Here is a 14195-nt window from a genome sequence, read left to right on the forward strand (position 1 = left end):
CTCAGGCGTTGCGCCTCTCGTTCGGGGCCGGGTGGAGGGTTTCGCTCCCTCGTCCGTTCCCTCCCGGGCGGCGCAGAAAGAACATTACCCGACGCCGGCCCCGGCTCCAAAATCGATAACCCCAGGCAGCGGCCGGGCGTCCTGGCAGTGACGTCCGGGCGGTGACGTCCGGGCAGGCCGCGGGCCCGGCACGAGGCCGGGCCCGCGGCCTGCTCAGCGGCCCGCTCAGGCGGCCGGCAGGGCCTCCAGGGCGGAGTTCAGCCGGCGCAGCGTCTCGGGGCGACCGAGCAGCTCCATCGACTCGAACAGCGGCGGCGAGACCCGGCGGCCGGTGACGGCGACCCGCAGCGGCGTGAACGCGAACTTGGGCTTGATGCCCAGCCCGTCCACCAGCGCCTCGCGCAGCGCGGCCTGGATCGGCTCCGGGCTGAAGTCCGCGAGCGCCTCCAGCGCCTTGACGCTGGCCTCCAGCACCGGGCGGGCGTCGGCGGTCAGCGCCTTGGCGGCGTCGTCCGGGTCGACGGCGAAGTCGGCCGGGTCGACGAACAGGAAGCCGGCCATGTTCACGATCTCGCTCAGCACGACCATCCGCTCCTGGGTGAGCGGCGCGATCCTGGCGAGCAGGTCCAGCTGCTCGGCGGTCGGCTCGGCCGGCAGCAGCCCGGGTGCCTGGAGGTACGGCACCAGGCGGCGGACGAAGTCCTCCGGGGCCAGCTTGCGGACGTGCTCGGCGTTGATCGCCTCGCACTTCTTCAGGTCGAAGCGGGCCGGGTTGGCGTTCACCTTGGCGATGTCGAAGGCGGCGACCATCTCGTCGATGCCGAACAGGTCGCGGTCGTCGGCCAGCGACCAGCCCAGCAGGGAGAGGTAGTTGAGCAGGCCCTCGGGGATGAAGCCGCGCTCGCGGTACAGGTTGAGCGAGGCCTGCGGGTCGCGCTTGGAGAGCTTCTTGTTGCCCTCGCCCATCACGTACGGCAGGTGGCCGAAGCGCGGGGTGGTGCCGTCGCCGACGCCGATCTCGGCGAGCGCGGCGTACAGCGCGATCTGCCGCGGGGTGGAGGAGAGCAGGTCCTCGCCGCGCAGCACGTGGGTGATGCCCATCAGGGCGTCGTCCACCGGGTTGACCAAGGTGTACAGCGGGGCGCCGTTGGCCCGGACGATGCCGTAGTCCGGCACGTTCTCCGGCTCGAAGGTGAGCGTGCCGCGCACCAGGTCGTCGAAGCTGAGGGTGCGGTCGGGCATCCGGAAACGCAGGATCGGCTCGCGCTTCTCCAGCTTGTAGACGGCGACCTGCTCGTCCGTCAGCTCGCGGCAGTGGCCGTCGTAGCCGGAGGGCTTGCCGGCGGCGCGGGCGGCCTCGCGGCGGGCGTCCAGCTCCTCGGTGCTGCAGTAGCAGTGGTAGGCGTGGCCGGCCTCGTGCAGGCGGCGGGCGACGTCGGCGTAGATGTCCATCCGCTGGGACTGGCGGTACGGCTCGTGCGGGCCGCCGACCTCCGGGCCCTCGTCCCAGTCGAAGCCGAGCCAGCGCATCGCGTCGAGCAGCTGGTCGTACGACTCCTCGGAGTCGCGGGCCGAGTCGGTGTCCTCGATCCGGAAGACCAGCGTGCCGCCGTTGTGGCGGGCGTAGGCCCAGTTGAAGAGGGCCGTGCGGACCAGGCCCACGTGCGGGTTCCCGGTCGGGGACGGACAGAAACGAACCCGGACGGCCGGGTTGCCCGCGGCGGAGCCGCTGAGCTTTTCACTAGCCACGCTTGATCACCTTGTTGGTGAGAGTGCCGATGCCTTCGATGGAGACGGCGACCTCGTCGCCGACGTTGAGCGGGCCCACCCCTGCGGGCGTGCCGGTGAGGATGACGTCGCCGGGCAGCAGCGTCATGGCCTCGGAGATGTGGACGATCAGCTCGGCGACCGAGCGGACCATCTGGGAGGTGCGGCCGGCCTGCCGGAGCTCGCCGTTGACCGTGCAGGTGACGGCGAGGTCGGCCGGGTCCAGATCGGTCTCGATCCACGGGCCCAGCGGGCAGGAGGTGTCGAAGCCCTTGGCCCGGGCCCACTGGCCCTCGCGCTTCTGCACGTCCCGGGCGGTGACGTCGTTGGCGCAGGTGTAGCCGAGGATCACCTCGGGCACCCGGTCCAGCGGCACCTCGCGGCACATCCGGCCGATCACCACGGCGAGTTCGGCCTCGTGCTGGACGTCCGAGGAGAACGGCGGGTAGGCGATGTTCTCGGTCGGGCCGATCACCGAGGTGGACGGCTTGAAGAAGGTGAGCGGCACGTCCGGGACGTCGTTGCCCAGCTCGGCGGCGTGCGCCGCGAAGTTGCGGCCGACCGCCACGATCTTGTTGGGGAGCATCGGGCTGAGCAGCCGGACGTCCTGGAAGCGGTAACTCTCGCCGGTCGGCTGGGGCTGGCCGAACGGGTGGCCGGCCAGCGCGTGGACGACCAGCGAGTCGGGCTGGGAAGGGTCGCCCTCCACCACGCCGAAGGAGACGCTGCCGGCGGCAGGGCTCCCCTCCCGGACGGAAAACCTGGCAATGCGCACGGCTGGGATACCCCTCGCTTCGTCGACCGCCCGGGGCGCGCCCGGGCGCTGGTGGGCGCCTCGCCCACGGTGGGCGCGGCCCCGTCAATCGTCGTCCAGGCTATCGCGTGGGGCCCCGGCTGACCGCTTTGCCCCTGTTCAGCGCGGTTGGGCCGCGAGCCCCGGCAACCGCCCGGGAACGCCGCAGGGCGCCGCGACCGCCCTCGGTGGCACGGCCGCGACGCCCGGTCGGAGCGGGGGTCGGGTCAGTCCTGCACGACGACGGGCGCCGGGGCGACCATCAGCTGGGTGCGGCGCGGGTTGGCGGTGCTGGCCGGCAGCTCGGTGCCGTAGGTGACGGCGTCCTCGGGCTTGCGGGCACCCGGGATCGTGCTGAAGTCCGCGACCGAGGCCAGCGTCGTCCGGCGCGGGTTCGCCGTGGAGCGGCAGGGCAGCGTGGACTTGGTGGCCTTCTTCGCCTGGGACATCGAGAGCACCTCGTGGTCGCGGCCGGGCGGATCGCGGCGGATCGTCACCGGCCTGAGTGATTCCGAATGATTCGGAGGGGTTCTGGGCAGGCTGATCGGGGCCGTGCTCCGGAGACAGCCAGGTTACGAGATCTCATTCCACAGGGGCCGTGACCAAAGCTACACATTAGACTGTGATTTTGCTCACAAATTCATGAGCGAATTGCAGATATCCGACATATCGCCGCAACGGGATTTTCCGGCATATCTCCGATAACGGTCATTCCGGAAGGTCCGCGACTCTTTTCGATCTCGGGCCGGGTTGGCATGTATCCGGCGAGTGTCCGAAAAATGCGGTATTCCGGTCCTGTTACGGCACAGTCAGTGAAGTCACGCACGCGTTCGGTAGCGCCGCGCGGCGTGTCCTGGCGGCCCTTGTTGGGATTCCCCGGCTGTGCTGGAATGCCACGGACCGTGGGTAGGGAGAAGTCCACCCCGGCGACGCGCTCACCCGGACCAGCCGGGGAGCGGAAGGAAACTCGACACCGTCCGGTCCGCGGCGACGCGGCGGGACGCCCGGTCCAGAGGTTGCGACGCCAGTGCAGGGACGTTTCAAAAGGGGTAGCGGCGGCGCGGGTAACCCGGAGTCGCACGAGCCCGTGGCAGCCCCCCAGCAGGCGGCGGCCCCCGGCGGCCCGCCCGAGCCGGTGATCCCCGAGGCCCCCGGCCACCCGGAGGACGACGGCCAGGAACGGAAGTCCGCCCGGGACAAGCTCCGGACCACCCTGACCAGGCGGCGGGCCACCGGTCTGAGCCGGCTCGCGATGCGCAACTGGCGCATCCGGACCCGACTGATCGCCCTGCTCGCCCTGCCCGTCCTGGTCTCCCTGGTCCTCGGTGGCCTGCGGATCCAGGCCTCGATGCAGAACTCGCAGCAGCTCTCCCAGATGGCCAACCTGTCCGACCTGGCCAAGAAGGCGACCAACCTCGCGGACGCCCTGCAGACCGAGCGCGACATCAGCGCCGGCTACATCACCGCACGCCCCAACGACCCGCTCGACGACGACATCGCCACCGCCCGCAGGGCCACCGACGACCTGAGCCGCACCTTCACCGCGTCCTCGGACAAGTTCGAGAACCTCGAGCTCTCGGGCGGGAAGGCGCTGCTGTTCCAGATCCGCAGGGACCTGAACTCGATCTCGGACGCGCGCAACACGCCGTACCAGAACAACCAGAACATCCAGTCGACGATCACCGCCTACGACGTGATCATCCGCGACCTGCTGGCCATCACCCAGGACATCGCGCTCGCGTCGAACAACAAGGACCTGCTCGTCGCGACCCGCTCGCTGCAGCAGTTCTCGCTGGCCAAGAACGCCACCTCGCAGCAGCGCGCCCTGATCGGCGCCGCACTCGCCAACCCCAAGGGCCCCGACCTCAGCCCCAGCGACGAGTCCTTCGGCATCCGCCTGCGCACCTCGTACGACAACTCGCTCACCAGCTTCAACAACATCTACACCGCGCACGACCTGGACAACCTGCGCGGCCAGCTCAGCTACAACTCGGTGATCGCCGACGCCGACCGGTACGCGCGCTCGATCCTCCAGCCGAGCGGCATCCACCAGACCGACCCGGTGACCTACAAGGACTGGTACGAGAAGGCCAGCGCCAAGATCACCGCCGAGCGCCGGATCGAGTCCAAGCTCATCGAGGACCTCGACGGCAAGGCCCAGGACCTCCAGTCCCAGGCCGACACCGAGGCCATCATCATCGGTGCCGCCATCGCCCTGGTGCTGCTCGTCGCCCTCGGTGGCGCCGGTCTGATCGCCCGCTCGATGGTGCGCTCGCTGACCCGTCTGCAGGCCGCGGCCGAGGACGTCGCCGAGCGCCGCCTGCCCGAGCTGGTCAAGACCCTCTCCGAGAGCGACCCGCACGACGTCGACACGACGGTCGAACCGGTGGCCGTCGACTCCACCGACGAGATCGGCCACGTGGCGCACGCCTTCGACATGGTGCACAGCGAGGCCGTCCGCCTCGCCGCCGAGCAGGCCCTCCTGCGCGGCAACATCAACGCGATGTTCACCAACCTCTCGCGCCGCAGCCAGGGCCTCATCCAGCGCCAGCTGTCGCTCATCTCCGAACTGGAGAGCCGCGAGGCCGACCCGGACCAGCTGGCCAACCTCTTCAAGCTGGACCACCTCGCGACCCGCATGCGCCGCAACGGCGAGAACCTCCTCGTCCTCGCCGGTGAGGACCCGGGCCGCCGCTGGACCAGGCCCGTCCCGCTGGTCGACGTGCTCCGCGCCGCCGCCTCCGAGGTGGAGCAGTACGAGCGCATCGAACTCGCCGCCGTGCCGTCGGCCGAGGTCGCCGGCCGCGTCGTCAACGACCTCGTCCACCTGCTCGCCGAGCTGCTGGAGAACGCCACCTCGTTCTCCAGCCCGCAGACCCGCGTCCGGGTCACCGGCCACGCGCTGCCCGACGGCCGCGTCCTGGTCGAGATCCACGACACCGGCATCGGCCTGAGCCCCGACGACCTCGCCGACATCAACGAGCGCCTCGCCAACCCGCCGACGGTGGACGTCTCGGTCTCCCGCCGCATGGGCCTCTTCGTGGTCGGCCGCCTGTCCCTGCGACACGGCATCCGCATCCAGCTGCGCCCCAGCGACTCCGGCGGCACCACCGCGCTGGTCATGCTCCCGGTGGACGTCACCAACTCCGCCGACCGCCGCGGCGCCGGCCGGCCCGGCCCGGCCCAGGCCAAGCAGCAGCGCGGAGTCGCCCCGACGCCGCGCCAGCAGCGCCAGGTGCCGCCCGGCCAGGGCGGCCCGGCCGCGCTCGGCCAGGGCCCGGCCGGCGGTGCCCCGCAGGGCGGCCGCCCGCAGCTCGGCCAGGGCGGCCCGACCGCTCCGACCGGCCCCGGTGCTCCGACCGGACCGAACGCTCCGGGTGCTCCGGGTGCTCCGGGTGCTCCGGGTGCTCCGACCGGACCGGGTGCGCCTGCCGCGTCCGGCGGCCGGGCCGGAGGCCTGCCGACCCGCCAGGTCGGCCAGTCGCTGCGCGAGAACCCCGGCCAGCCGGGCCAGCCAGGCCCGGGCCAGCAGCCCCAGGGACCCCAGGGACCGGGCCGGCAAGCCCCGCAGCCCCAGGGCCAGAAGCCGGCCCCGCAGGCCCCGCAGGCCCCGCAGTCCCAGCAGTCCCCGCAGGGCGGCCTGCCGCAGCGCGGCCCGAACCGGCCGGGCCCGGCGCAGGGCGGCCTCGGCGGCCTGCCCCGCCGCGGCCAGCAGCAGCCCGCCCAGGGCCGCCCCGGTCAGCAGCAGCCCGCTCAGGGCCGCCCCGGCCAGGAACGGCCGCGCCCGGGTGGCGAGTTCGACGGCGGTCCGGGCCCCCGGACCGGCGAGCAGCCGCAGCACGGTCGGCCGGGCCGGCCGGGCGGCGCTCCGCAGCAGCAGGGCGGCGCCCGCCCGGGCAACCGCCCGCAGGAGGGCCTGCCCCAGCGCCGGCCGGCCCCGCAGGGCCAGGGCGGCCCCGGTCAGGGCGGCCCGCAGGGCCAGCCCGGTCCGCAGGGCCAGCGCCGTCCGCAGCGCCCCGGCCCGGACGCGCCGCAGCGCGACCGCCAGCCGCAACTGCCGCCGCAGCAGCAGGCCCAGCCGCTGCCGTCGGCCGAGCCGGCACCGGTGGAGAGCACCCAGCAGTTCGCCCGGCCGCGCTTCGAGGCCAGTCAGATCGACCCGCGTGACCCGCTGGGCCTCGGTCTGGTGGAGCCGGTGCTGCCGAGCGTGCCGAACCCGGCGCGTCCGGAGCCGGTCCGTCAGGAGCAGGCCCGGCCCGAGCCGGTGCGCCAGGAGCAGGCCCGGCCGGAGCCGATGGCGCTGCCGACCGGCCCGTCCGGGGGTGCGGCCGAGCAGCCGTGGTACCCGCAGGAGGGCGGGCAGGAGGCGCGGCCGCGGACGTACCAGCCGCGCCGGCCCGGCACCTCGGCGCCGGAGTTCCAGCCGTCCGACCCGCAGGGCCGACAGGGCCGGCCGGCCCAGGCCCCGCAGCCCCAGGCTCCGCAGCAGGCCGCGCAGGCTCAGGCCCCCCAGGCCCCGCAGCCCCAGGCCCCGCAGCAGGGTCAGCAGCAGGGCCAGCAGCAGGGCCAGCAGCCGCAGCCCGGCACCGGGGACGCCCCGTGGCGCCCGTCCGCGAACGACGAGCGCTGGCGCCGCGCCGAGCAGGTCCGCGAGCCCTCGACCAGCGGCGTCACGATGTCCGGTCTCCCCCGGCGGACCCCGCAGGCCAACCTGGTCTCCGGCACCGCCGAGGCCTCGCCGCTGACCGGTCCGCAGGTCTCCCGGGCCCCCGAAGAGGTCCGCGGCCGGCTGACCAACCTGCGCCGCGGCATCCAGCAGGGCCGCCGGGCCGGAGCCGAACAGGCCAACCAGCCGGGCTCCCAGCATGGTGCCCAGCAGCCCGGATTCGATAGTTTCGGTGGCCGGACCGACGGCAACGGCGCAGATCACCAGGAGCGTTGAGTTGAATCAGATGAGCCAGGCCGCACAGAACCTGAACTGGCTGATCACCAATTTCGTGGACAACACCCCCGGGGTGTCCCACACCGTGGTGGTCTCCGCCGACGGCCTCCTGCTGTGCATGTCCGAGGGCTTCCCCCGCGACCGCGCCGACCAGCTCGCAGCCGTCGCCTCCGGCCTCACCTCCCTCACCTCCGGCGCCAGCCGGATCTTCGAAGGAGGCGAGGTCAACCAGACCGTCGTCGAGATGGAACGAGGCTTCCTCTTCCTCATGGCCGTCAGCGACGGCTCCGCCCTCGCCGTACTCGCCTCCCCCGACTCCGACATCGGCCTCGTCGGCTACGAGATGGCCCTCCTCGTCGACCGTGCCGGCGCCGTCCTCACCCCCGCACTCCGCGCGGAACTCCAGGGCAGTCTCCTGCACTGACCGGAGTCCGAGCGGGATACGTCCACCGTCCCACCTCCCCCGCCGGGTCCGACCCGACCGGCCCCGGCGTCTCACCCTCAGCTACCCTCAGGCAGCTGATCCCGCCTCAGCTGGCACCGCCCCAGCTGGAACCGGCTGCCCAAGGCTGCAGCACAAGGAGGACCCATGACCCCGCCCTCGACACCCGCCGGCTCATACGGCAACGGGTACGGCAGCGGCTACGGCGGGCAGCAGTCCGACGGCTACGAGCAGCAGCCGCTGGTCCGCCCGTACGCGATGACCGGTGGCCGCACCCGGCCCCGGTACCAGCTCGCCATCGAGGCCCTGATCTCGACCACCGGCAACGCCGAACGGACCGGCGGCCTGCTGCCCGAGCACGCCCGGATCGTGAACCTCTGCCGTGAGGTCAAGTCCATCGCGGAGATCTCCGCACTGGCCGGCGTCCCGCTCGGTGTGGCCCGCATCCTCGTGGCCGACCTGGCCGAGGCCGGCCTCGTCGCCATCCACCAGCCCGCCGCCGCGGGCGAGTCGGGCGGAACGCCCGATGTCACGCTGCTCGAAAGGGTCCTCAGTGGACTTCGCAAGCTCTAACGCGGCCGCTCCCTCCCGCGCCACCACCTCCGCGAAGATCGTCGTCGCGGGCGGCTTCGGCGTCGGCAAGACCACGCTCGTCGGCGCCGTCTCCGAGATCAACCCCCTGCGCACCGAAGCCGTCATGACCTCGGCCTCCGCCGGCATCGACGACCTCAGCCACGTCTCCGGCAAGACCACCACCACCGTCGCCATGGACTTCGGCCGCATCACCCTCGACGAAGACCTCATCCTCTACCTCTTCGGCACCCCCGGACAGGACCGCTTCTGGTTCATGTGGGACGACCTCGTCCGCGGCGCCATCGGCGCCGTCGTCCTCGTCGACACCCGCCGCCTCGCCGACTGCTTCCCCGCCCTCGACTACTTCGAGAACAGCGGACTCCCCTTCGTCGTCGCCCTCAACGGCTTCGACGGACACCAGCCCCACACCGCCGACGAGGTCCGCGAAGCACTCCAGCTCAGCGCCGAGACCCCCGTCATCACGCTCGACGCCCGCCGCCGCGACAGTGCCAAGAGCGCCCTCATCACCCTCGTCGAGCACGCCCTCCTCGCCCGACTCCGATGACGGGCCGGACATCCGGACCCCGGGGGCCGTCGGCGTGACGGGCCCCGGGGCGGAGCCGCTACCGGCCGATGTCCTCCAGGGGCATCGCGCAAGACCCGCTGTATAAGCAGCGGATAACAGTTCGGTAGGCATTTTGTGATCAACAGTGACTCTGCGTGGTGAACTAGCGTCACTCAGCGCCAGAAGACCACGGTTTTGCTCCGTCATGTCGGTGAATGTCCCTATTGCGCCGACGCGGGGGCCATCCTGCGGCTGTTTGTCCCCCATCCCTGCACGTGCTGAAATTCCAGCTACCCCTGAAACCCTCGCGCCGGCCCACCGGTGACGGGCCAGGGCCCGGGGGTAGCGCTGGATTGATCCATGGCCGACAGTCGGCCGAGAGGTAGTTGTCGAGTGAGGCGTAAGCAGCAACCCGCCCCGCAGCGGCGCTCCGAGCCCCGCCGGAGCGAGCCGAACGGTACCGCAGCGGACCCGGCCGGATTCTCCGCTTTCACCCCCACCGAGGAGCGCTCCCAGGCCTCCCCGGCCCCGCAGCCCCCGGCCGCGTCCACGGAACCCCGCAGCGGCGGTCCGGACGGCGACGCCTCCAAGCGGTACGACTTCCTCCGCCCGCGCAACTGGCGCGTGCCGACCCGTCTGATCGCGATCCTGCTGATCCCCGTGATCATCAGCCTCGTCTTCGGCGGCCTCCGCGTGAACACCTCGGTCGACGGCTACATCAAGGCCTCCCGCGCCGAGAAGACCGCCGAACTCGCCAAGGCGGCCACCGAGCTCGCCGAAGCGCTGGAGATCGAGCGCGACACCACGCTGATACCCCTGCTCACCAAGCAGGACCCGGACGGCAAGGTCGCCAAGATCCGCGCCAACACGGACGCCGCGCTGAAGGCGTACGAGGCGGCCTACGCGGCCTCCGACAAGTCCGGCGAACTGCCGCGCCGCCACGAGGGCTTCCAGGCCCTGGTGGTCGACCTGCCGCACCTGCGGGCCACCGCGTACGGATCCGAGCTGTTCGCCGGCGCCACCGTCAACGCCTACTCGGTGATGTTCGCCCCGCTGCTGTCCTACGACAACTCGGTCGGCCTCGGCTCCAGCAACGCCGCCAGCAAGGGCCGCGCGATCTACGCGATGTCCCTCGCCAAGGCCTCCGCCTCGACCCAGCGCGCGCTCATGCTGCACCTGCTGGTCGGCATCTCCCAGAACGCCACCACCCGGTTCGAGAACGCCGACGTGATCCAGCAGATCCTGGTGGCGGAGCGGCTGGAGCAGGTCTCGCTGACCGAGTTCAACACCGGCAGCGCCCCCGAGGACGCCCGCAAGTACGCCAACGCGCAGGTCACCCAGGCCGCCGCGCAGGAGCGCTCGGCCTACAAGATGCCGAACGGCACCGCGCCCTCCATGCAGACCCTGCTCTCCCTCGGCGCCGCCTACAGCCAGGCCGCCGCCGAGGGCCAGAGCAAGGGCAAGGCCGCCGCCGACCAGGCCTACAAGGAGGCCAAGGACTCCGGTCTCACCCCGGAGAACTGGAACCAGGCCGCCAACACCCACATCCAGGCCCTGCGCGACACCGAGGTCCAGCTGCTGGACGACGTCCTCACGGACTCCCGCGGCCTCAAGGACAACGCGCTCTACGACGCCATCCTCAACACGATCATCGTCGTCGCGGCGCTCATCCTGGCCGGTCTGCTCACCGGCTACGTCGCCCGCTCGATGATCCTCGGCATGCGCACCCTGCGCAGCGCCGCCCTGGAGATCGCCGACCACCGCCTGCCGGACCTGGTCGAGAAGCTCTCCAAGACCGACCCCGACCGGGTCGACACCTCCGTCACCCCGATCCCGCTGCACGGCAAGGACGAGATCGGCGAGGTCGCCCGGGCGTTCGACCAGGTCCACCAGCAGGCCGTGGCGCTCGCCGCCGAGCAGGCCCTGCTGCGAGGGAACGTCAACGCGATCTTCACCAACCTGTCGCGCCGCAGCCAGGGCCTGATCCAGCGCCAGCTGGCGCTGATCACCGACCTGGAGAACAACGAGGCCGACCCGGACCAGCTGGAGAACCTCTTCAAGCTGGACCACCTCGCCACCCGTATGCGCCGCAACGGTGAGAACCTGCTCGTCCTCGCGGGCGAGGAGGCCGGCCGCCGCTGGAACACCCCGGTCCCGCTGGTCGACGTGCTCCGCGCCGCCTCCTCCGAGGTGGAGCAGTACGAGCGCGTCGAGCTGTCCGGCATCCCGGAGGTCGAGGTCGTCGGCGCCGCCGTGACCGACCTCGTCCACCTGCTCGCCGAACTGCTGGAGAACGCCACCTCGTTCTCCAGCCCGCAGACCCGGGTCCTGGTCAACGCGACCCGCCTGCCGGACGGCCGGGTGCTGGTCGAGATCCACGACAAGGGCATCGGCCTCACCGCCGACGACTTCGCCGAGATCAACGAGAAGCTGGCCGAGCCGCCCACCGTCGACGCCACCATCTCCCGCCGCATGGGCCTGTTCGTGGTCGGCCGGCTGTCCCAGCGGCACGACGTCCGCGTCCAGCTCCGCCCCTCCGGCGAGTCCGCCGGCACCACCTCGCTGGTCATGATCCCGCCGTTCATCACCCGGTCGGGCGCCGCGCCGGAGCCCGAGGAGCAGTTCACCGTCTCCCGGATCTTCGCCGAGCAGGAGCCGACCTCCCAGTGGGCGCCCAACGGCCAGCCGCGCAGCGCCGCCGAGCTGGGCTTCGACGACCACCTCACCGGCGCCGGCAACGCCGGATCCAGCGGCTTCAGCCCGGCCCTGGAGTCCGTCCAGCGCTCGCAGCGCCTCGACCAGGTCCGCCGCGCGGCCCTGGAGAGCGGCCCGCACGACGGCGAGCCGCCGGTGCTGGACGCCGAGGTCGAGGAGGACTACCAGCAGGGCTACGACCAGTACGCCCCCCAGGGCTACGAGCAGCAGTCCGGCTACGCCGACGACCAGTACGGCTACCAGCAGGACGAGTACGGCCAGGACCAGTATGGCCAGTACCCGCAGCAGGGCTACGAGCAGCAGTCCGGCTACGCCGACGACCAGTACGGCCGCCAGGACTACCAGGGCGACGGTTACCAGGGCTACCAGGACGGCTACGCCGACCAGTACGGCCAGCAGGCCGAGGAGGCCCCGGCCGGCCACCCGTACGCCCCGGAGCCGCCCGCGCTGCCCGCCGCCGAACCCACCGCCACCCTGCCGTCCGGGCTGCCGCAGCGCCGCCCCGGCCAGCAGCTGGCGGGTGGCGGCTTCGGCGCCCCGACCGCTCCGGCGGACGGCGGCTCCGGCGGCGAGGCCCCGAACTGGTTCGCCGGCGCCAAGGACACCTCGGCGGTCGACGAGCCGCGCGGCCACGACGTGTCGGCGCTGGGCGGCTACGGCCCGACCGGCCCGACCAACTCGCCCTGGCAGTCGCCCAACGACGGCGCCTGGCAGCAGGCCGAGCAGACCCGTGAGCCCGCCTCCGGCGGCACCACCGGGGCAGGCCTGCCGCGGCGCGTGCCCAAGCAGAACCTGGTGGCCGGGAACGCCAAGCCCACTCCGCAGGAAGGGCCGCAGGTCTCCCGCAGCCCCGAGGAGGTCCGCGGCCGGCTCACCAACCTGCGCCGCGGCGTGGAGCAGGGCCGCAGTGCCGGTAACACCGGAAGCTTCCGGATCGACCCCGATCAGGTAGACCCGTCCGGCAACGGACAGAACCGAAGCACCGATCTCTTCGGCGGCTCGAACCACCAGGAGCGTTGAGTTGACTCAGATGAGCCAGGCCGCACAGAACCTGAACTGGCTGATCACCAATTTCGTGGACAACACCCCCGGGGTGTCCCACACCGTGGTGGTCTCCGCCGACGGCCTCCTGCTGTGCATGTCCGAGGGCTTCCCCCGCGACCGCGCCGACCAGCTCGCAGCCGTCGCCTCCGGCCTCACCTCCCTCACCTCCGGCGCCAGCCGGATCTTCGAAGGAGGCGAGGTCAACCAGACCGTCGTCGAGATGGAACGAGGCTTCCTCTTCCTCATGGCCGTCAGCGACGGCTCCGCCCTCGCCGTACTCGCCTCCCCCGACTCCGACATCGGCCTCGTCGGCTACGAGATGGCCCTCCTCGTCGACCGCGCCGGCGCCGTCCTCACCCCCGCACTCCGCGCGGAACTCCAGGGCAGTCTCCTGCACTGACGGTCCGTCGGATACCGTCCAGGTATTCGAAGTACCTCCGCGTCCTTCCCGGGCCCGCTTCGGCGGGCTCGGGTTCGGACGTTGTACGGCCTTCGCACCACCGGCTCCGGACCTGCGCCGAAGCTCGCACCGCACCGCCGCACCTTGTGAGGAGAGGAACCGTGACACCGCCCGACGACCGCAGCGGCCAGTACGGCGTTCCGTACCCTGGCACAGGCCATGACGCCTTCGGAGCACCCGGCGTCGGCCACGGTCAGCAGTACGGCCAGCCTCAGCACGGCCAGCAGCACGGACAGCAGTACGGCCAGCACCAGTACGGGCAGCCCCAGCACCCGTACGGGCAGCCGCGGCAGGAGCAGTACGACCAGCAGGGCCGGTCCGGCCGGTACCGACAGCCGCAGCCCGCCTTCGACACGCCGCCGCCCGGCTACCCGGCGCCCGCCCCCGACTACCGGCCGGCCCACGAGCCCGGGCACGTCGAGGAGTTCGAGGACGAGCCCGACTCCGGCCCGCTGATCCGGCCGTTCGCGATGACCGGTGGACGCACCCGGCCGCGCTACGAGCTCGCGCTGGAGGCCCTCGTCTCCGCCGACGTCGACCCGCAGCGCCTGGCCACCCTGCTCCCCGAGCACCAGCGGATCTGCACCCTGTGCAGGGAGGTCAAATCCGTCGCGGAGGTGTCGGCGCTGCTCTCCCTTCCCCTGGGAGTGGCCCGCATCCTCGTGGCCGACCTGGCCGAGGCCGGCCTCGTCGCCATCCACCAGCCCGCTTCCGGCGGCGAATCCGGAAACCAGCCCGACGTCACGCTGCTCGAAAGGGTCCTCAGTGGACTTCGCAAGCTCTAACGCGGCCGCCCCCACCCGCGCCACCACCTCCGCGAAGATCGTCGTCGCGGGCGGCTTCGGCGTCGGCAAGACCACGCTCGTCGGCGCCGTCTCCGAGATCAACCCCCTG

At 72.1% G+C, this 14195-nt stretch carries 10 protein-coding genes and 1 pseudogene; 8 read left to right on the top strand and 3 right to left on the bottom strand.

Annotation, left to right across the window (positions count from 1 at the left end; all coding sequences use genetic code 11):
- Nucleotides 1-225: 225 nt before the first annotated feature.
- The 3 genes from gltX to ACIP37_RS29830 all read right to left on the bottom strand — a co-directional run bounded on the left by gltX (nucleotide 226) and on the right by ACIP37_RS29830 (nucleotide 3057).
- Nucleotides 226-1749 (bottom strand): glutamate--tRNA ligase, encoded by a 1524-nt coding sequence (gene gltX / locus ACIP37_RS29820; protein WP_363585714.1) that lies wholly within the window; start codon nucleotides 1747-1749, stop codon nucleotides 226-228.
- Nucleotides 1742-2542 carry a fumarylacetoacetate hydrolase family protein gene (locus ACIP37_RS29825; protein ID WP_063347716.1) on the bottom strand — a complete coding sequence of 267 codons (801 nt, stop codon included), beginning with the start codon at nucleotides 2540-2542 and terminating at the stop codon, nucleotides 1742-1744. Before ACIP37_RS29825 ends, gltX begins: the two co-directional genes overlap by 8 nt.
- A 245-nt stretch (nucleotides 2543-2787) precedes the next feature.
- Nucleotides 2788-3057 (bottom strand): hypothetical protein, encoded by a 270-nt coding sequence (locus tag ACIP37_RS29830; RefSeq protein WP_363585713.1) that lies wholly within the window; start codon nucleotides 3055-3057, stop codon nucleotides 2788-2790.
- A gap of 590 nt (nucleotides 3058-3647) precedes the next feature.
- On the opposite strand from ACIP37_RS29830, the gene ACIP37_RS29835 reads away from it, so the two are divergent.
- The 8 genes and pseudogenes from ACIP37_RS29835 to ACIP37_RS29870 form a co-directional block, all read left to right on the top strand.
- Nucleotides 3648-7502 (top strand): nitrate- and nitrite sensing domain-containing protein, encoded by a 3855-nt coding sequence (locus ACIP37_RS29835; protein ID WP_400844769.1) that lies wholly within the window; start codon nucleotides 3648-3650, stop codon nucleotides 7500-7502.
- Nucleotides 7503-7512: 10 nt separating this feature from the next.
- A complete protein-coding gene (locus ACIP37_RS29840) occupies nucleotides 7513-7926 on the top strand; it encodes a roadblock/LC7 domain-containing protein (protein WP_030057391.1) in 414 nt (137 codons plus the stop codon).
- 165 nt (nucleotides 7927-8091) lie between these two features.
- Nucleotides 8092-8517 carry a DUF742 domain-containing protein gene (locus ACIP37_RS29845; protein WP_063347718.1) on the top strand — a complete coding sequence of 142 codons (426 nt, stop codon included), beginning with the start codon at nucleotides 8092-8094 and terminating at the stop codon, nucleotides 8515-8517.
- On the top strand, nucleotides 8498-9082 hold the full coding sequence (locus ACIP37_RS29850) for a GTP-binding protein (protein WP_400844772.1): 585 nt from the start codon (nucleotides 8498-8500) through the stop codon (nucleotides 9080-9082). The genes ACIP37_RS29845 and ACIP37_RS29850 overlap by 20 nt, the downstream gene beginning before the upstream one ends.
- Before the next feature lie 393 nt (nucleotides 9083-9475).
- Nucleotides 9476-12817 carry a nitrate- and nitrite sensing domain-containing protein gene (locus tag ACIP37_RS29855; protein ID WP_400844775.1) on the top strand — a complete coding sequence of 1114 codons (3342 nt, stop codon included), beginning with the start codon at nucleotides 9476-9478 and terminating at the stop codon, nucleotides 12815-12817.
- Between the two features lie 10 nt (nucleotides 12818-12827).
- Nucleotides 12828-13241 (top strand): roadblock/LC7 domain-containing protein, encoded by a 414-nt coding sequence (locus ACIP37_RS29860; RefSeq protein WP_030057391.1) that lies wholly within the window; start codon nucleotides 12828-12830, stop codon nucleotides 13239-13241.
- Nucleotides 13242-13402: 161 nt separating this feature from the next.
- Nucleotides 13403-14086 (top strand): DUF742 domain-containing protein, encoded by a 684-nt coding sequence (locus ACIP37_RS29865; protein ID WP_400844778.1) that lies wholly within the window; start codon nucleotides 13403-13405, stop codon nucleotides 14084-14086.
- Nucleotides 14067-14195 (top strand): annotated as a pseudogene (locus tag ACIP37_RS29870) (ATP-binding protein); the annotation flags it as partial. The gene ACIP37_RS29865 and the pseudogene ACIP37_RS29870, both read left to right, overlap by 20 nt.

The organism is Kitasatospora sp. NPDC088861 (genome assembly GCF_044750105.1).
Classification (GTDB): domain Bacteria; phylum Actinomycetota; class Actinomycetes; order Streptomycetales; family Streptomycetaceae; genus Kitasatospora.